Here is a 17,849-nt window from a genome sequence, read left to right as displayed (position 1 = left end):
CGATAAAGCTATGCAGGTCGTTTTTCGATAAAGAGAATAAATAACACTATGGCGCAATTCTACGTTGCAAAACAGCGCGTGACGACGCAACAACGCCTTACCGTCACCATTGAGGAGCTTGACCCGTTTGGACAAGGTGTGGCACGCCACAAGGGCAAAACCCTGTTTGTCGCGGGTGCCCTGCCGGGTGAACAGGCTGAGATTGTGCTGACAGAGGATAAACGTCAATTTGCCCGGGCGAAAGTGACACGGCTGATTAGCCGCAGTCCGGCTCGGGTGACACCGCGCTGCCCGCACTATGATCGCTGCGGCGGTTGCCAGCAGCAGCATGCCGATGTGGCACTGCAACAGCAGAGCAAAGCGCAGGCCCTGAGCCGGATGCTGAGCCAGGCCGCCTCACAGAGTGTCGCGGTGGATGAGGTGATCGCCGGTCAGCCCTGGGGTTACCGCCGTCGTGCGCGTCTGGGTCTGCAATGGCAAAATAAAGCGCAGCGATTGCAGATGGGATTCCGGCAGGAAGCCAGCAACGATCTGGTCGATATACAGCACTGCCCCGTTTTAGTGCCCGAACTTGAGGCATTGCTGGTTCCGCTGCACCAGTGTCTCAGCGACCTGCGAGCTGTCAGGCGTCTCGGGCATGTGGAACTGGTGCTGGCGGACAATGGCCCGCTGATGATTCTGCGCCATCTTGATGCGCTGCATACAGATGACCGTGAAAAACTGGAACAGTTTTCGCATAAACATCAGCTGATGCTGTTCCTGGATGCGGGCGATGAAAATCTGACGGCGTTAAGTGAATCGATGCCCTTTTATCACTCTCATCAACTTAAGCTAACCTTCAATCCACAGGATTTTATCCAGGTTAATGATGGGGTGAATCAGCAGATGGTCGCGAAGGCGATCGCCTGGCTGGATTTGCAGCCGGAAGACCGCGTGCTGGATCTGTTTTGTGGCATGGGAAACTTCACACTTCCTGTAGGAATCTTCGTACAAAATGTGGTTGGTGTGGAGGGGATTGCAGCATTAGTGCGGCAGGCAGCGTATAATGCTGATTTGAATAATCTTAAAAATGTAAGTTTCTTTCAGCATAATCTGGAAGAAGAGGTGTCGCGCCAGCCGTGGGCGACACAGGGGTTTAACAAGGTATTACTCGATCCGGCACGCGCCGGGGCTGCGGGCGTAATGGCGCATGTGGTTAAACTTGCACCAGAACGTGTGGTCTATGTTTCGTGTAATCCCACAACACTCGCCCGCGACAGCCAGATATTGCTGTCAGCAGGCTACCAATTGGAAAGGGTCGCGATGCTGGATATGTTTCCTCATACCCGTCATCTCGAATCCATGGTGCTGTTCAGAAAAACATAAGCGATGAATGTCGTTGTGCAGGAGAGGTTATGGTTGCGGTCAGAAGTGCGCATTTAAATACCGAGGGAGATTTCGCCCTCGACCAGTGGATCGCCAGTCTCGGTATTGCCAACCCGCAATCATGTCAACGCGTTGCCGAGACCTGGCGCTACTGCGAAGCGCAGACGCAGGGCCATCCCGATCAGTCGCTGCTTCTGTGGCGCGGTATCGAGATGGTGGAAATCCTCTCAATGCTCAGCATGGATATTGAAAGCCTGTGTGCAGCGCTGATTTTCCCGCTGGCTAACGATGAAGTGGTCAGTGAAGAAGAGCTGGAAACCGCCGTCGGTAAAGGCATTGTCTCGCTGGTGCACGGCGTGCGTGACATGGACGCCATTCGCCAGCTGAAAGCGATTCACAACGACTCCATGGCCTCTGAACAGGTGGATAATGTCCGCCGCATGCTGCTGGCAATGGTGGAAGATTTCCGCTGCGTAGTGCTGAAGCTGGCCGAACGCATCATGAACCTGCGCGAAATGAAAGATGCGCCGGAAGATGAGCGGGTGCTGGCGGCCAAAGAGAGCACCAACATCTATGCACCTCTGGCCAACCGTCTGGGCATCGGTCAGCTCAAATGGGAGCTGGAAGATTATTGCTTCCGCTATCTCCATCCCGACGAATACAAGCGCATTGCCAAACTACTGCATGAGCGGCGAATTGATCGTGAGCAGTACATCGACAATTTTGTCAGCAACCTGCGCAAAGAGATGGCGAAAGAGGGCGTGCGCGCCGAAGTTTATGGTCGTCCGAAACATATCTACAGCATCTGGCGCAAGATGCAGAAAAAGTCGCTGGCCTTTGATGAGCTGTTTGATGTGCGTGCGGTGCGTATCGTCGCCGACCGCCTGCAGGATTGCTACGGCGCACTGGGTACGGTACATACGCTTTATCGCCATCTGCCCAGCGAGTTCGATGACTACGTGGCCAACCCCAAGCCCAACGGCTACCAGTCGATTCATACCGTCGTGCTTGGGCCGCAGGGCAAAACGGTGGAGATCCAGATCCGTACCCGACAGATGCACGAAGATGCCGAACTGGGCGTTGCGGCACACTGGAAGTACAAAGAGGGCCCCACCTCCAGCAGCGCGCGTGGCGCAGCGGGTCACGAAGAGCGCATTGCCTGGCTGCGTAAGCTGATCAGCTGGCAGGAAGAGATGGCTGACTCCGGCGAGTTGCTGGAAGAAGTCCGTAGCCAGGTGTTTGATGACCGGGTCTACGTCTTTACGCCAAAAGGCGACGTCGTGGATCTACCCGCAGGTTCGACACCGCTCGACTTCGCCTACCACATTCACAGTGACATCGGTCACCGCTGCATCGGCGCAAAAATTGGTGGCCGCATCGTGCCGTTCACCTACCAGCTGCAGATGGGCGACCAGGTTGAAGTGATTACCCAGAAACAGCCGAACCCGAGCCGTGACTGGCTCAACCCGAACCTGGGCTACATTACCACCAGCCGTGGACGCTCGAAGATCCACAACTGGTTCCGCAAGCAGGATCGCGACAAGAATATTATCGCCGGACGGCAGATTCTGGATAACGAACTGAATCAGCTTGATATCAGCCTGCGCGAAGCGGAAAAACTGCTGCTGCCGCGCTATAACGTGACCTCGCTTGAAGAGTTGCTGGCGGCGATTGGCGGCGGCGATATTCGTCTGAATCAGATGGTTAACTTCCTGCAGGCGAAGCTGAACAAGCCGAGTGCTGAAGAGGAAGATCGCGAAGCGCTGCGCCAGCTGACTCAGAAAGCCTACTCTCAGCCTGCGCGCAAAGAGAGTGGTCGCGTGGTCGTGGAGGGCGTAGGCAATCTGATGCACCACATCGCCCGCTGCTGCCAGCCGATTCCGGGGGATGACATTGTCGGCTTCATCACCCAGGGGCGCGGCATCTCCATTCACCGCGCGGACTGTGACCAGCTGGCTGAACTCACGTCGCACGCGCCGGAACGTATCGTCGATGCGGTATGGGGCGAAAGCTACTCCAGCGGTTACTCGCTGGTGGTGCGTGTCACCGCCAACGATCGCAGCGGCTTACTGCGCGACATCACCACCATTCTCGCCAACGAGAAAGTGAATGTACTGGGCGTCTCAAGCCGCAGCGACACCAAAAAGCAGCTGGCGACTATCGATATGGATATTGAGATCTACAACCACCAGGTTCTGGGACGTGTCCTGGCGCGACTGAACCAGGTCTCTGATATCATTGACGCCCGCCGCCTGCACTGATATTCAGTCAGGCTCTGAAGCAACCGGCAACAGGAGGTTGCGCGGGCGTTTTCTGCACCCTGAAACCCGGCCGGATGCTGTTCACCACATCCGGCCGGGTTACACGCCTTGCTTCTCTGATCGTTGCCCATCACCTGATTCATCAAGGAACCGCCTGAATGAACGCTATTGAGCGCCTGCTTGGCATAATGAAAACGCTGCGCGATCCACAGCATGGTTGCCCATGGGATCGTGAACAGACCTTTGCCACTATTGCGCCCTATACCCTGGAAGAGACTTACGAAGTGCTGGACGCCATTCAGCGCGAAGATTTTGAAGACCTGCGCGGCGAACTGGGCGATCTGCTGTTTCAGGTGGTGTTCTATGCGCAGATGGCCAGCGAACAGGAACGCTTCAATTTCGAGGATATCTGTCACGCGATTAGCGACAAGCTGGAGCGACGTCATCCGCATATTTTTGGCGATGCCACAGCAGAAACCAGCAGCGACGTGCTGAAAAACTGGGAAGCGATTAAAACTGCCGAGCGTGCGGACAAAGCCCAGCATTCCGCGCTGGATGATATCCCCAAAGCGCTGCCCGCATTGATGCGCGCCCACAAGATTCAGAAGCGCTGTCACAACGTCGGCTTCGACTGGACTACGCTGGGACCGGTGGTGGCGAAAGTGCACGAAGAGATTGATGAAGTGATGCACGAGGCGCAGCAGAGCGTGGTGGATGGCGAGAAGCTGGAAGAGGAGATTGGCGACCTGCTGTTTGCCACGGTTAACCTCTCGCGTCATCTTGGCAGCAAAGCGGAAACCGCACTGCAAAAGGCGAATGACAAGTTTGAGCGCCGGTTCCGTGAAGTGGAAGCGATTATCAATGCACAAGGTCTCAGCATGCCGGGCGCCACACTGGAGCAAATGGAGGCTGCCTGGCAGCAGGTGAAACAGGACGAGAAGCGCTGATTATTCCACCGCTGTGCATAAAGTCGCCGTTTACGCTTACTCGATTCAGCGCGGCGGCAACTTTGTGATGCACATCAACATTTCATCGGCAGCTATCCGCTATGTTAAGACGCAGCAATGCGTTGGAGGATGGCTGTGATTCATCAATTGTGGCTGATAGCGGTTTCCAGTATACTGTTTTCCCGTCCTGGTTATTCCACCGTCTTTAAACCTAAACTCTCAGGTTCAGCATGACAACGAATTATATTTTTGTGACCGGCGGGGTCGTTTCCTCTCTGGGTAAAGGCATTGCCGCAGCCTCCCTCGCAGCCATTCTCGAAGCGCGTGGTCTGAACGTGACCATCATGAAGCTGGACCCGTATATTAACGTGGATCCAGGCACCATGAGCCCGACACAGCACGGTGAAGTTTTCGTCACTGATGACGGCGCTGAAACCGATCTGGATTTGGGTCACTACGAACGCTTCATCCGCACCAAAATGTCGCGTCGTAACAACTTCACCACTGGCCGTATCTACTCAGAAGTCCTGCGCAAAGAACGCCGTGGCGACTATCTGGGCGCAACTATTCAGGTTATCCCGCACATTACCAACGCCATCAAAGAACGCATCATTGAAGGCGGTGAAGGTCATGATGTTGTGCTGGTTGAAATCGGCGGCACGGTAGGGGATATCGAATCACTGCCGTTCCTGGAAGCGATTCGCCAGATGGCCGTTGATGTGGGCCGCGAACACACGATGTATATGCACCTGACGCTGGTGCCTTATATGGCGGCGGCGGGTGAAGTGAAAACGAAACCGACTCAGCACTCTGTAAAAGAGCTGCTGTCGATTGGTATCCAGCCAGATGTGCTGATTTGCCGTTCTGACCGTGCCGTACCGGCCAATGAACGTGCCAAAATCGCCCTGTTCTGTAACGTCCCTGAAAAAGCGGTTATTTCGCTGAAAGACGTTGATTCCATCTACAAGATTCCTGGCATGCTGAAGTCGCAGGGCCTGGATGACTATATCTGTAAGCGCTTCAACCTGAATGCACCGGAAGCCAACCTGGCTGAGTGGGAGCAGGTGATTTACGAAGAAGCCAATCCGGGTGGTGAAGTCACCATCGGTATGGTGGGCAAGTATGTTGAGCTGCCGGATGCCTACAAGTCAGTCATCGAAGCGCTGAAACATGGCGGCCTGAAAAATCGCGTCACTGTGAACATCAAACTGATCGATTCGCAGGATGTTGAGTCACGTGGTGTCGAATTACTGAAAGATTTGGATGCGATTCTGATTCCAGGTGGCTTCGGTTACCGTGGCGTGGAAGGCAAGCTGATGACCGCGCAATACGCACGTGAAAACAACGTGCCTTACCTCGGCATCTGCCTGGGTATGCAGGTCGCGCTGATGGAGTTTGCCCGCAATGTCGCTGGCATGCCTGGCGCCAACTCCACTGAATTTGTGCCAGACTGTAAATATCCGGTGGTGGCATTAATCACCGAATGGCGTGACGAAGATGGCAACGTCGAAGTCCGCAGCGAGCAGAGCGATCTGGGCGGCACTATGCGTCTGGGCAGCCAGCAGTGTCAGTTAACGCCGGGCAGTCAGGTTCGCCAGCTCTACGGCTCTGACACCATCGTTGAGCGCCATCGCCACCGCTATGAAGTGAACAATATGCTGTTAAAGCAGATTGAAGCAGCCGGTCTGCGCGTAGCAGGTCGCTCGGGTGATGATCAACTGGTTGAGATTATCGAACTCCCGAACCATCCGTGGTTTGTGGCTTGCCAGTTCCACCCTGAGTTTACCTCGACCCCACGCGACGGCCATCCGTTGTTTGCCGGCTTTGTTAAAGCCGCGCATGAGCATCAGAAGCGTTTAGCGAAGTAAGTTTCACAGGCAGCGCGCGAACTTTTCGCGCGTTGCCTGTCTTAGGATTGACTAACTTGTACTGAGGAAAATCGTAATGTCCAAAATCGTAAAAGTCATCGGTCGCGAAATTATCGACTCACGTGGTAACCCGACTGTTGAAGCTGAAGTGCATCTGGAAGGCGGTTTCGTTGGCCTGGCCGCTGCGCCATCAGGTGCCTCTACCGGTTCACGCGAAGCGCTGGAACTGCGTGACGGTGACAAATCACGTTTCCTGGGCAAAGGCGTAACCAAAGCCGTTGCTGCAGTAAACGGTCCGATTGCTGAAGCGGTAAAAGGCAAAGACGCGAAAGATCAGGCGAACATCGATAAGATCATGATCGACCTGGACGGTACTGAGAACAAATCTAACTTCGGTGCTAACGCCATTCTGGCCGTTTCACTGGCAGCGGCTAAAGCTGCTGCAGCCTCTAAAGGTCAGCCGCTGTATGAGCACATCGCTGAACTGAACGGCACCCCAGGCAAATACTCTATGCCACTGCCAATGATGAACATCATCAACGGCGGCGAGCATGCCGACAACAACGTCGACATCCAAGAATTCATGATTCAGCCGGTTGGTGCAGCAAACCTGAAAGAAGCCATCCGTATGGGTTCTGAAGTTTTCCACAACCTGGCAAAAGTGCTGAAAAGCAAAGGCATGAGCACTGCAGTGGGTGACGAAGGTGGCTACGCGCCTAACCTGGGTTCTAACGCAGAAGCCCTGGCCGTTATCGCTGAAGCGGTAAAAGCAGCAGGCTATGAGCTGGGTAAAGACATCACCCTGGCAATGGACTGTGCAGCATCTGAGTTCTACAAAGATGGCAAATATGTTCTGGCCGGTGAAGGCGGTAAAGCGTTTACCTCTGAAGAGTTCACCCACTTCCTGGAAGATCTGACTAAACAGTATCCGATCGTTTCTATCGAAGATGGCCTGGACGAATCTGACTGGGACGGCTTCGCTTACCAGACTAAAGTGCTGGGCGACAAAATCCAGCTGGTGGGCGATGATCTGTTCGTCACCAACACCAAAATCCTGAAAGAAGGTATCGATAAAGGTATCGCTAACTCCATTCTGATCAAATTCAACCAGATCGGTTCTCTGACCGAAACCCTGGCTGCGATCAAAATGGCGAAAGACGCAGGCTACACTGCCGTGATCTCTCACCGTTCAGGCGAAACCGAAGATGCGACCATCGCTGACCTGGCGGTAGGTACTGCAGCGGGCCAGATCAAAACCGGTTCAATGAGCCGTTCTGACCGTGTTGCTAAGTACAACCAGCTGATCCGTATCGAAGAAGCGCTGGGTTCTAAAGCGCCATTCAACGGTCTGAAAGAAGTTAAAGGTCAGTAATGACCGTGCGTTGATGTCGCGCTAAGTGACATCATCGGCCTCTGAAGCCCCGCCTTGTGCGGGGCTTTTTGTTGGGAACAGTGTGCAGACGCAGATGACAGGGCCCGATCGCAAAGGTATAAAAGTAGCATCCCCGTCAGCCACGTTTTGAGCCTGTTAACTGTCTGACGTCCCTCCCTTGCGACGTTTTGCTTTAGTCCTGCGCGGATAAAAGGCACAACGCGTGATTGAGCTGTGCGGCAAATCTGCCATAATCAGCGCCCTGTTTTTTTCAAGCGAGTCCGTAATGCAATACCCGATCAATGAAATGTTCCAGACACTGCAGGGCGAAGGTTATTACACCGGCGTGCCTGCCATTTTCATTCGCTTACAGGGATGCCCGGTGGGCTGTAGCTGGTGCGATACCAAACACACCTGGGAAAAGCGGACAGATCGGGAAACGTCGCTGGGCGATATTTTGATCAAGACAGTGGAAAGCGATGCGTGGGGTGATGCCGACGCGGCGACCCTGGTGAATGCCATTGCACAGCAGGGCTGGACGGCCCGGCACGTGGTGATTACCGGCGGCGAACCGGCGATTTACGATCTGCGTCCGTTAACGACTGCGCTGGAACAGCACGGTTTCCAGTGCCAGATTGAGACCAGCGGAACGCACGAGATTCACTGTTCCGAACAGACCTGGGTGACCGTCTCCCCGAAAGTCAACATGCGCGGCGGTTATGATGTGCTGCCTCAGGCGCTGAGCCGGGCCGATGAAATCAAGCATCCGGTGGCGCGCGAGCGTGATGTGGACGCGCTGGATCTGCTGCTGGCAGGAATAGACGACACTAAAGCCCGGATCATCGCGTTACAGCCGATCAGCCGCAAAGATGATGCCACCCGACTCTGCATCGAGACCTGCATTGCACGTAACTGGCGTCTGTCGATGCAAACCCATAAGTACCTGAATATTGCCTGATTAAGCGTATTGCGTGGTTAATCGCGGGGAAACGAGCGTGAAGGGCGGGACGGAGAGGAAATAGCGTCGGATCGAAGGGTTCGATCCGACAGGCTTAGCCGCGGTAAACGCAGCCTGCAGTGCAGGTTTCTTTGATCATCACCGCGCTTAACAGCGGCAGTTCTGGCTTCATCTGATCCCAGATCCATTTTGCCAGCACTTCGCTGGTGGGATTTTCCAGGCCAGGAATATCATTCAGATAGTAGTGATCCAGCCGATTATAGAGGGGCTTAAACGCCGCCTTCAGTTCAGCAAAATCCATAACCCAGCCGGTATGCGCATCCACTTCGCCGGTAATCTCCAGACGAACCAGGAACGAATGACCGTGCAGACGGCCACATTTGTGTCCGGCCGGCACATTCGGTAGATGGTGCGCGGCTTCGAACTGGAACTCTTTAAACAAGGTGGTAGACATAGTGGTTCTCAGACATTAAAAAACCGCTGAATTCTACCTGATTACCGCTTTTTTCGCACCCGCACCGCACAAACCGATACGTTTCCCGCGGCGTTAATTCCCGGTAACCAGCTAATCAACTGATATATCACCGCTTTGCTTACCACTTTTAACGATTATGCCTACCTGGAAAACCATTTAGTCATTTTGGTTATTTGATATGTCGAAGGTGTATTTAATCGTTAATATACAGACCGGTAACCTACGCACTCTTCCGCCATTTACGGTCCGGACTTCTGATACTGGAATTTTTAACGCGATGACGACTCAGGCACCTGGTTCTATGCTTCCGCTCTCACCGGAACAACTCGCCCGCTTACAGGCGGCGACGACAGATTATTCCCCGACTCAACTGGCGTGGCTGTCCGGCTATTTCTGGGGTCGGGTAGAACAGACGCCAGGTAGCGCCGTCGCAGGCAGTACACCCGCTCCGGTAGACGTGCCCGCCATTACGCTGCTTTCTGCCTCCCAGACTGGCAATGCCCGTCGTCTGGCTGAGCAGTTGCGTGATGACCTGCTGGCCGCGAAGCTCAACGTAAACCTGGTGAACGCCGGTGATTACAAGTTCAAACAGATTGGCCAGGAAAAAATGCTGGTCGTAGTGACCTCCACCCAGGGCGAAGGTGAGCCGCCGGAAGAGGCGGTGGCACTGCATAAATTCCTGATGTCGAAAAAGGCACCGAAAATGGCCGGTGCAGCCTTTGCGGTGTTTGGCCTGGGCGACACCTCGTACGAATTTTTCAGTCAGGCGGGCAAAGATTTTGACAACCGTCTGGCAGAGCTGGGTGGCGAGCGTCTGCTGGATCGCGTCGATGCGGATGTTGAGTATGCTGAGCAGGCTTCCGCCTGGCGCAGTGCGCTGACGGAAATTCTGAAAAAGCGCGTGCCGACCGAATCCCCGGCGCAGGCTGCGGCGACAGCGGCAGGCAGCGTCAACGAAGTCACCACCAGTCCCTACAGCAAAGAGTCTCCGCTCAGCGCCAGTCTGGCGGTAAATCAGAAAATCACCGGACGTGACTCAGACAAAGATGTGCGCCATATCGAAATCGATCTGGGCGACTCGGGTCTCCGCTACCAGCCTGGCGATGCGCTGGGCGTCTGGTATGAAAATGACGCGGCGCTGGTCAGCGAGCTGCTGGAGCTGGTCTGGCTGAAAGGCGATGAGTCAGTAGAGGTTCAGGGCAAAACCCTGCCGCTGGCGGAGGCGCTGCAGAAACATTTCGAGCTGACGGTGAATACTGCGCAGATCGTGGCGCAGTATGCCCAACTGTCCCGCAACGCCGAGCTGCTGTCACTGGTGGATGATAAAGCCAGGCTGCAGCAGTATGCGCAGCACTATCCGATTGTGGATATGGTGCGTCTGGCCCCGGCTGAACTCACCGCAGAACAGCTGACCGGCCTGCTGCGACCGCTGTCGCCGCGACTCTACTCTATTGCCTCCTCGCAGGCCGAAACCGAGTCCGAAGTACACATCACCGTAGGTGCGGTGCGCTTTGATATTGAAGGTCGCCAGCGCGGCGGCGGGGCTTCGACCTGGCTGGCCGATCGCATCGAAGAAGAGGGCGAGGTCCGGGTCTTCATCGAACACAACGACAATTTCCGCCTGCCGGCTAATCCGGACGCGCCTGTGATCATGATTGGTCCGGGCACCGGCATCGCGCCGTTCCGCGCCTTTATGCAGCAGCGCGACAACGACGGTGCCAGCGGTAAAAACTGGCTATTCTTTGGTAATCCGCACTTCACCGACGATTTCCTCTACCAGGTGGAGTGGCAGAAATATGTGAAGGATGGCCTGATGACGAATATCGACCTCGCCTGGTCACGCGATCAGGCAGAGAAGATTTACGTACAGGATAAGATCCGTGCGAAAGGGGCCGAAGTCTGGCGCTGGATTGAAGAGGGCGCGCATCTTTATGTCTGTGGCGATGCGAACCGTATGGCAAAAGACGTCGAGCAGGCACTGCTGGATGTGGTGGTCGAACACGGCGGAATGGATCGTGAAACGGCCGACGAATTTTTAAGTGAGCTGCGCATTGAGCGCCGTTATCAGCGAGACGTTTACTAATGAGCGATAAACACCCTGGACCGCTGGTTGTCGAAGGCAAATTAACAGACGCTGAGCGTCTGAAGAAGCAGAGCAACTATCTGCGCGGCACCATCAAAGAAGATCTGGAAGAAGGTCTGACCGGCGGTTTCACCGGCGACAACTTCCTGCTAATCCGCTTTCACGGCATGTACCAGCAGGATGATCGCGACATTCGCGCCGAACGTGCCGAGCAGAAGCTGGAACCGCGTCACGCAATGATGCTGCGCTGCCGACTGCCAGGCGGCATCATTACGCCGACCCAGTGGCTGGCTATCGACAAATTTGCTACCGATAAAACCATTTACGGCAGCATCCGTCTGACCAACCGTCAGACCTTCCAGTTTCACGGCATTCTGAAGAAGAACGTCAAGCCAACGCATCAGATGCTGCATGAAGTGGGACTGGATGCGCTGGCGACCGCCAACGACGTAAACCGTAACGTGCTCTGTACCTCGAACCCGGTAGAGTCTGAGCTGCATCAGGAAGCCTATGAGTGGGCGAAGAAGCTCTCTGAGCATCTGCTGCCGCGCACCCGTGCCTATGCAGAGATCTGGTGGGATAAAGAAAAAGTCGCAACCACTGATGAAGAGCCGATTCTCGGTGAAACCTATCTGCCGCGTAAATTCAAAACCACAGTCGTGATTCCGCCGCACAACGATGTGGATCTGCACGCCAACGATCTGAACTTTGTTGCGGTCGCTGAGAATGGCAAGCTGGTGGGCTTCAACCTGCTGGTGGGCGGCGGCCTGTCGATCGAGCACGGTAACAAAGCGACTTACGCGCGCACCGCCAGCGAGTTTGGGTACTTCCCGGTAGAGAAGATCCTTGATGTGGCCGAGGCGGTTGTGACGACTCAGCGCGACTGGGGCAACCGTACCGATCGTAAAAACGCCAAAACCAAATACACCCTGGAACGCGTTGGCGTCGAGACGTTTAAAGCGGAAGTTGAAAAACGTGCTGGTGTGACGTTTGAGCCGATTCGTCCGTATGAGTTCACCACCCGTGGCGATCGTATTGGCTGGATCAAAGGCATCGACAACAAATGGCACCTGACGCTGTTTATTGAAAATGGCCGTCTGCTCGATTATCCGGGCCGACCGCTGAAAAGCGGCATCGCTGAAATTGCGAAAATTCATCAGGGTGATTTCCGTCTGACCGCCAACCAGAATCTGATTGTGGCAGGCGTGCCGGAAAGTGAGAAAGCGCAGATCGAAGCGATCGCCCGTGAGCATGGTCTGATGGATCAGGTTACGCCTCAGCGCGAAAACTCGATGGCCTGCGTCGCGTTCCCGACCTGTCCGCTGGCGATGGCAGAAGCCGAACGTTTCCTGCCAGCGTTTGTGACCAAAGTAGAGGGCATCATGCACGCGCATGGCGTCGGCGATGAGCACATAGTGTTACGCGTTACCGGTTGTCCGAACGGTTGCGGCCGTGCCATGCTGGCTGAGCTGGGTCTGGTGGGTAAAGCGCCAGGCCGCTACAACCTGCATCTGGGCGGAAACCGCAGCGGAACGCGTATTCCCCGTATGTACCGTGAAAACATTAACGAAAGCGAAATTCTCGCCACGATTGATGAGCTGGTGGGACGCTGGGCCACCGAGCGCCAGGCCGCAGAAGGCTTTGGTGACTTCACCATCCGCGCGGGCATTGTTGCGCCGGTGCTGGACCCGGCACGCGATTTTTGGGAGGAAGCAAAATGAGTCAGCCCGACCTCGCAGCACTGAATGAGATGTCCAAAGTCCAGCGTGCTATGGCGCTGGCCGCGACCAATGCGCAGCTGGAGAAGTCTTCAGCGGAAGAGCGGGTCAGCTGGGCGCTGGAGAATCTGCCGGGTGCTTATGTGCTCTCCTCCAGTTTCGGTATTCAGGCCGCGGTGTCGCTGCACCTGGTGACGCGCCAGCAGCCCGATATTCCGGTGATCCTGACCGACACCGGCTATCTGTTCCCGGAGACCTATCGTTTTATTGATGAGCTGGCGGACCAGCTCAATCTCAACCTCAAAGTGTTTCGCGCCGAAACCTCACCGGCCTGGCAGGAAGCGCGTTACGGCAAACTGTGGGAGCAGGGCGTCGAGGGGATTGAGAAATATAACGAGATTAACAAAGTCGAGCCGATGAACCGCGCCATCGAAACCCTGGGCGCGCAGACCTGGTTTGCTGGCCTGCGCCGCGACCAGTCAGGCAGCCGGGCGAATCTGCCGGTGCTGGGTGTACAGCGTGGCGTCTTTAAGCTGCTGCCGATTATCGACTGGGATAACCGCCAGATTCATCAGTACCTGGAGCAGCACAAGCTTAAGTACCATCCGCTGTGGGATGAAGGCTATCTTTCAGTGGGCGATACCCACACCACCCGCAAGTGGGAGCCGGGTATGGCAGAAGAAGAGACACGCTTCTTCGGTCTCAAGCGCGAGTGTGGTCTGCACGAAGGGTAATACCGAGCTTCTCTCCCTGAAATCAGGGAGAGAAGTGCTTCTTGACGCTCAGGCGGAAAGTTAAACGCCTTTTAATCCGGCAAACGCCTCCGCTGCACGGGTCACATTCACTTTCGTCACCTCATACTCTGCCACCGTCACAAACGGATCTTCCGCTAAGATCGCATCCAGCGCTTCACGCGCCATCTCCCTGACCAGCAGCATGCCACCTGTGCGTGGATCTTTACGTCCTGCGGCAATAAAACTGCCTGCCTCAAAATAGCGGTCAAGCCATTCAATATGGCCTGCCAGCAGCGCCTCAACCTCTTCTATCGGACGAACGTAATTCAGAAAGACCACGTACATGTCAGATCCTCACACTTTGGGATTGGTCAGTTCGCTGATCAGCGGCAGCAGCACGCGGATACTGTCGCGGGTGCGCAGGGCTATCTGGCCCGGCAGCCAGCGGTCGAGATAGTTCAGATTATCCAGGTCAGTCTGATGACGGGTCACGCCATCAGGAAAGTGCGGGCTACGATGACGCTGTAGTGCGCCATCTTTGTTACCCAGCGACCAGTTACTGGCAGTAACATTCAGCAGCGGAAAGCCTGCCTTGTCAAAGGCATTGAGGCCATTGAAGTCCTTGCGATTCAGCTGATGACTGGCAGCGGGAATGCCTTGCTGACGCGCCAGTAGCAGGGCGCGATCGCTGGTCTGTTTGCGCACCGCCCGGGGCGTGTTCATGCCGCTGTTGAAATAGAGATGATCGCCGGTTATCAGGCTATTCAGATTGATGACCAGCAGCGTGTTCTTCTTCTCACGGGTGCTCATTCGCTCAACATAATCATCCAGGCCGTGCAGATCCGCTTCTCCGGCGCTCAGCGCCACAAAGCGAATGCCATAGTGAAGCGGTTTGCGACTCAGTTGCTGCGCCAGTTCCAGCATCACGCCAAGACCTGACGCATTGTCATCAACACCCTGCAGGCGTAAGCCGCCCAGATTGTGATGGACCTGGTTGCTGTTTTGCGGCGTCCAGGTATCCAGGTGCGCCACGATCAGAATCTCCTGTGGCACGCTGCCTGCGCGCGCAGCAATGACGGAGGTTGCCGTCAGTTTATGCCAGCGCTGCGTGCCGTCATCTTCCTGCCATTTGTAGCCCGTGTTGAACTGGCGGGTATCGGTTTTATAACCCAGCGCGGTAAATTGTTGCTGCAGATAGTCCGTGGCCATCAATTCAGCCGGACTGCCGCTCATGCGGCCAGGAAAATAAGTGGCGATGTGCCGGACCTGCTGTTCGGCAAACTGACCTGTCGGCGTGGCTAAAACCAGCGGGGAAATGAGTGCGCTAAACAAAACTGTCGCTACCCTCAGGCGGAGGGAACAAAACATAATGCGTCCTTTTTTCATTATTCGATAGGCATTCAACATGCGGACCTGAGTCAGTCATGCCGCGCGTATTATACCCTCTTTGTTCTGCGACCTGGTTAACGGAATAAGTTGCTGCCTTAACATAATGGGGTAACGCGTGTTTATTGCTGGCACTTATCTGCTTTTACAGTTACAGGCACAGAGGCGAATCTGTGAACCTGTTCACGAAAAAGCCATTATATTTCATCTGCTAAGACCAAATTGTTCTGTGCTTTGCGAAGTCTTTATTCCATTCGGTAACTACTCATTCCAATTCGTAATTTCAACTGCATAAACCCGGCGACGTATAGTCGCGTTAATACAAAGTTAAAACATCAGGGTTAACGTGGACTATTTGCCTCTTTTTGCCGATCTCTCTGGCCGCCCGGTTCTGGTTGTCGGCGGTGGAGATATTGCGGCGCGAAAAATTGAACTACTGCGCCGTGCGCGTGCGCGCGTTCTGATCGCCTCGCGTGAACTCTGCCCTGAACTGCAGGCACTGCTGGAAAAGCAGGAGCTGGAGTGGCTGGCGACTGAATTTGACCCGGCCCAGCTGGATGGGGTTTTCCTGGTGATCGCCGCGACCGACGACAACCATCTCAACACCCAGGTCTTTGATGCTGCAAACGCGCGGCAGAAGCTGGTTAACGTGGTTGATGACCAGCCAAAATGCACCTTTATCTTCCCCTCGATTGTTGACCGCTCACCTCTGGTGGTGGCGATCTCCTCCAGCGGCACCGCACCGGTGCTGGCACGTATGCTGCGCGAAAAAATCGAAACGCTGTTGCCTGCCAGTCTCGGCCAGATGGCTGAGGTGGCCGGACTCTGGCGCGATAAAGTTAAAGCACGCTTCAGCCGCATGTCTGACCGTCGACGCTTCTGGGAACGCGCTTTCGATGGCCGGTTCGCCAGTGAGATGTCAGCCGGTAACGTCGAAGAGGCGAAACGTACCCTGGACCGTGAACTGCAGGAAGAGCCAACCCGTCAGGGCGAGATTTTCCTGGTGGGTGCCGGACCGGGCGACAGCGGCCTGCTGACGCTGCGCGGCCTGCAGGTGATGCAGTTAGCGGATGTGGTGCTTTACGACCATCTGGTCAGTGAAGAGGTGCTGGACCTGGTGCGCCGCGATGCCGACCGCATCTGCGTCGGCAAACGAGCCAGCGCGCACACGTTGCCGCAGGAAGAGATTAATCAGTTGCTGGTTTCACTGGCGCTGAAAGGCAAGCGCGTTGTCCGCCTCAAGGGCGGCGATCCCTTTATCTTCGGCCGTGGCGGCGAAGAGCTGCAGGCGGCTCAGCAGGCAGGCATTCCGTTCCAGGTGGTGCCGGGCGTTACCGCGGCTGCCGGTGCAACGGCCTATGCCGGGATTCCGCTGACCCACCGCGATTACGCGCAGAGCGTAATGTTTATTACCGGTCACTGCCGTCCCGATGGGGATGACATTGACTGGCCATCACTGGCGCGTGCGCGTCAGACGCTGGCGATCTACATGGGAACGGTTAAAGCGGCTGCCATTAGCGCGGCGCTGATTCAGCATGGTCGCGCGCCATCAACGCCGGTGGCGGTGATCAGTCGCGGCACCCGTCAGGATCAACAGGTGCTGACCGGCACCTTAGAACAACTTGAGGCGCTGGCCGCCTCGGCACCTACTCCGGCGCTACTGGTGATCGGAGAGGTGGTTAATCTGCACGGGCAACTCGCCTGGTTTAAACATTCGGCACAGCAGGGGGCTCGCGAGTCCGCCGTTGTCAATCTGGCTTGAGGGAAAATCATGGACCAAAAACGACTCACTCATCTGCGTCAGCTGGAGGCGGAGAGTATCCACATCATTCGCGAAGTCGCGGCCGAGTTCAGCAATCCGGTGATGATGTACTCCATCGGTAAAGACTCCTCGGTAATGCTGCATCTGGCGCGTAAAGCCTTTTATCCTGGCACGCTGCCGTTCCCGTTGCTGCATGTGGATACCGGCTGGAAATTCCGTGAAATGTACGAGTTTCGCGACCGCACCGTGAAAGCGATGGGCGCAGAGTTGCTGGTTCACCGCAACCCGGAAGGCGTGGCGATGGGGATTAACCCGTTTGTCCACGGCAGTACCAAACACACTGACATCATGAAAACCGAAGGGCTGAAGCAGGCGCTGAATAAATATGGTTTTGATGCGGCCTTTGGCGGCGCACGTCGTGATGAAGAGAAGTCTCGCGCCAAAGAGCGTATCTACTCTTTCCGCGACCGCTTCCATCGCTGGGACCCGAAAAACCAGCGTCCTGAGCTGTGGCACAACTACAACGGCCAGATCAACAAGGGCGAGAGCATCCGCGTCTTCCCGCTGTCGAACTGGACTGAACTGGATATCTGGCAGTACATCTTCCTGGAAAACATCGAGATCGTGCCGCTCTACCTCGCCGCGCCGCGTCCGGTGCTGGAGCGTGATGGCATGCTGATGATGATCGATGACGATCGCATCAACCTGCAGCCGGGTGAAGAGATCACCCAACGGATGGTTCGCTTCCGCACGCTCGGCTGCTGGCCGCTGACCGGCGCGGTAGAGTCCGACGCGCAGACGCTGCCTGAGATCATCGAAGAGATGCTGGTCTCTACAACCAGTGAGCGTCAGGGCCGCATGATCGACCGCGATCAATCCGGTTCGATGGAACTGAAAAAACGTCAGGGTTATTTCTAAGG

General features: G+C 55.6%; 14 protein-coding genes. 11 read left to right on the top strand and 3 right to left on the bottom strand.

Translation table 11 applies throughout. The features are described 5' to 3' along the window. Positions 1-48 precede the first annotated feature (48 nt). The 6 genes from rlmD to queE all read left to right on the top strand — a co-directional run bounded on the left by rlmD (position 49) and on the right by queE (position 8,771). Positions 49-1,365, top strand: coding sequence for a 23S rRNA (uracil(1939)-C(5))-methyltransferase RlmD (gene rlmD / locus AC6I77_RS15115; RefSeq protein ID WP_003854615.1), 1,317 nt, complete (start codon positions 49-51; stop codon positions 1,363-1,365). Between the two features lie 29 nt (positions 1,366-1,394). Further along, positions 1,395-3,626, top strand: coding sequence for a GTP diphosphokinase (gene relA / locus AC6I77_RS15110; RefSeq protein WP_003854613.1), 2,232 nt, complete (start codon positions 1,395-1,397; stop codon positions 3,624-3,626). 158 nt (positions 3,627-3,784) lie between these two features. Beyond that, positions 3,785-4,573, top strand: a complete 789-nt coding sequence (mazG, locus tag AC6I77_RS15105; protein WP_497817087.1) for a nucleoside triphosphate pyrophosphohydrolase — start codon at positions 3,785-3,787, stop codon at positions 4,571-4,573. A gap of 230 nt (positions 4,574-4,803) precedes the next feature. Beyond that, positions 4,804-6,441 carry a glutamine hydrolyzing CTP synthase gene (pyrG, locus tag AC6I77_RS15100; protein ID WP_003854607.1) on the top strand — a complete coding sequence of 546 codons (1,638 nt, stop codon included), beginning with the start codon at positions 4,804-4,806 and terminating at the stop codon, positions 6,439-6,441. Positions 6,442-6,517: 76 nt separating this feature from the next. Next, positions 6,518-7,813, top strand: coding sequence for a phosphopyruvate hydratase (gene eno / locus AC6I77_RS15095; protein WP_008927112.1), 1,296 nt, complete (start codon positions 6,518-6,520; stop codon positions 7,811-7,813). Between the two features lie 286 nt (positions 7,814-8,099). Next, on the top strand, positions 8,100-8,771 hold the full coding sequence (queE, locus tag AC6I77_RS15090; RefSeq protein WP_033761597.1) for a 7-carboxy-7-deazaguanine synthase QueE: 672 nt from the start codon (positions 8,100-8,102) through the stop codon (positions 8,769-8,771). Positions 8,772-8,865: 94 nt separating this feature from the next. Here queE and queD read toward each other — a convergent pair whose 3' ends face one another. Further along, positions 8,866-9,225 (bottom strand): 6-carboxytetrahydropterin synthase QueD, encoded by a 360-nt coding sequence (queD, locus tag AC6I77_RS15085; protein ID WP_004571212.1) that lies wholly within the window; start codon positions 9,223-9,225, stop codon positions 8,866-8,868. Between the two features lie 298 nt (positions 9,226-9,523). Between queD and cysJ the strand changes: the two genes are divergently transcribed. From cysJ to AC6I77_RS15070, 3 genes are read left to right on the top strand one after another with little or no spacing between them, the layout of a single operon-like run. Beyond that, positions 9,524-11,329, top strand: a complete 1,806-nt coding sequence (gene cysJ / locus AC6I77_RS15080; protein ID WP_497817086.1) for an NADPH-dependent assimilatory sulfite reductase flavoprotein subunit — start codon at positions 9,524-9,526, stop codon at positions 11,327-11,329. Further along, positions 11,329-13,050, top strand: coding sequence for an assimilatory sulfite reductase (NADPH) hemoprotein subunit (cysI, locus tag AC6I77_RS15075; RefSeq protein WP_004571210.1), 1,722 nt, complete (start codon positions 11,329-11,331; stop codon positions 13,048-13,050). Before cysJ ends, cysI begins: the two co-directional genes overlap by 1 nt. Next, positions 13,047-13,781: a phosphoadenylyl-sulfate reductase gene (locus AC6I77_RS15070; RefSeq protein WP_004571209.1), complete on the top strand. Its 735-nt coding sequence runs from the start codon at positions 13,047-13,049 to the stop codon at positions 13,779-13,781. The genes cysI and AC6I77_RS15070 overlap by 4 nt, the downstream gene beginning before the upstream one ends. Before the next feature lie 60 nt (positions 13,782-13,841). Here AC6I77_RS15070 and AC6I77_RS15065 read toward each other — a convergent pair whose 3' ends face one another. After that, positions 13,842-14,126: a YciI family protein gene (locus tag AC6I77_RS15065; RefSeq protein ID WP_497817085.1), complete on the bottom strand. Its 285-nt coding sequence runs from the start codon at positions 14,124-14,126 to the stop codon at positions 13,842-13,844. A 9-nt stretch (positions 14,127-14,135) separates the two neighbouring features. Further along, a complete protein-coding gene (locus AC6I77_RS15060; protein ID WP_497817084.1) occupies positions 14,136-15,149 on the bottom strand; it encodes an aminopeptidase in 1,014 nt (337 codons plus the stop codon). A gap of 364 nt (positions 15,150-15,513) precedes the next feature. Here AC6I77_RS15060 and cysG point away from each other — a divergent pair, with 364 nt between their 5' ends. Continuing rightward, positions 15,514-16,929 carry a siroheme synthase CysG gene (cysG, locus tag AC6I77_RS15055; protein WP_039660773.1) on the top strand — a complete coding sequence of 472 codons (1,416 nt, stop codon included), beginning with the start codon at positions 15,514-15,516 and terminating at the stop codon, positions 16,927-16,929. 9 nt (positions 16,930-16,938) lie between these two features. Continuing rightward, positions 16,939-17,847: a sulfate adenylyltransferase subunit CysD gene (gene cysD / locus AC6I77_RS15050; protein WP_497817083.1), complete on the top strand. Its 909-nt coding sequence runs from the start codon at positions 16,939-16,941 to the stop codon at positions 17,845-17,847. The last annotated feature ends 2 nt before the right edge of the window (positions 17,848-17,849 follow it).

It is taken from the genome of Pantoea sp. X-Soil-ISGK-259, from assembly GCF_059730705.1.
The sequence above is the reverse complement of the archived record's forward strand: the minus strand, read 5'-3'. Positions and strand labels throughout refer to the sequence as shown.

Excerpts from the sequence above, each read along its gene's own strand:
- AC6I77_RS15065 (WP_497817085.1), bottom strand. The coding sequence starts at position 14,126 with ATGTACGTGGTCTTTCTGAATTACGTTCGTCCGATAGAAGAGGTTGAG.
- relA (WP_003854613.1), top strand. The coding sequence starts at position 1,395 with ATGGTTGCGGTCAGAAGTGCGCATTTAAATACCGAGGGAGATTTCGCC.
- queD (WP_004571212.1), bottom strand. The coding sequence starts at position 9,225 with ATGTCTACCACCTTGTTTAAAGAGTTCCAGTTCGAAGCCGCGCACCAT.
- queE (WP_033761597.1), top strand. The coding sequence starts at position 8,100 with ATGCAATACCCGATCAATGAAATGTTCCAGACACTGCAGGGCGAAGGT.
- eno (WP_008927112.1), top strand. The coding sequence starts at position 6,518 with ATGTCCAAAATCGTAAAAGTCATCGGTCGCGAAATTATCGACTCACGT.
- AC6I77_RS15060 (WP_497817084.1), bottom strand. The coding sequence starts at position 15,149 with ATGTTTTGTTCCCTCCGCCTGAGGGTAGCGACAGTTTTGTTTAGCGCA.
- pyrG (WP_003854607.1), top strand. The coding sequence starts at position 4,804 with ATGACAACGAATTATATTTTTGTGACCGGCGGGGTCGTTTCCTCTCTG.
- mazG (WP_497817087.1), top strand. The coding sequence starts at position 3,785 with ATGAACGCTATTGAGCGCCTGCTTGGCATAATGAAAACGCTGCGCGAT.
- rlmD (WP_003854615.1), top strand. The coding sequence starts at position 49 with ATGGCGCAATTCTACGTTGCAAAACAGCGCGTGACGACGCAACAACGC.
- AC6I77_RS15070 (WP_004571209.1), top strand. The coding sequence starts at position 13,047 with ATGAGTCAGCCCGACCTCGCAGCACTGAATGAGATGTCCAAAGTCCAG.
- cysI (WP_004571210.1), top strand. The coding sequence starts at position 11,329 with ATGAGCGATAAACACCCTGGACCGCTGGTTGTCGAAGGCAAATTAACA.
- cysD (WP_497817083.1), top strand. The coding sequence starts at position 16,939 with ATGGACCAAAAACGACTCACTCATCTGCGTCAGCTGGAGGCGGAGAGT.
- cysJ (WP_497817086.1), top strand. The coding sequence starts at position 9,524 with ATGACGACTCAGGCACCTGGTTCTATGCTTCCGCTCTCACCGGAACAA.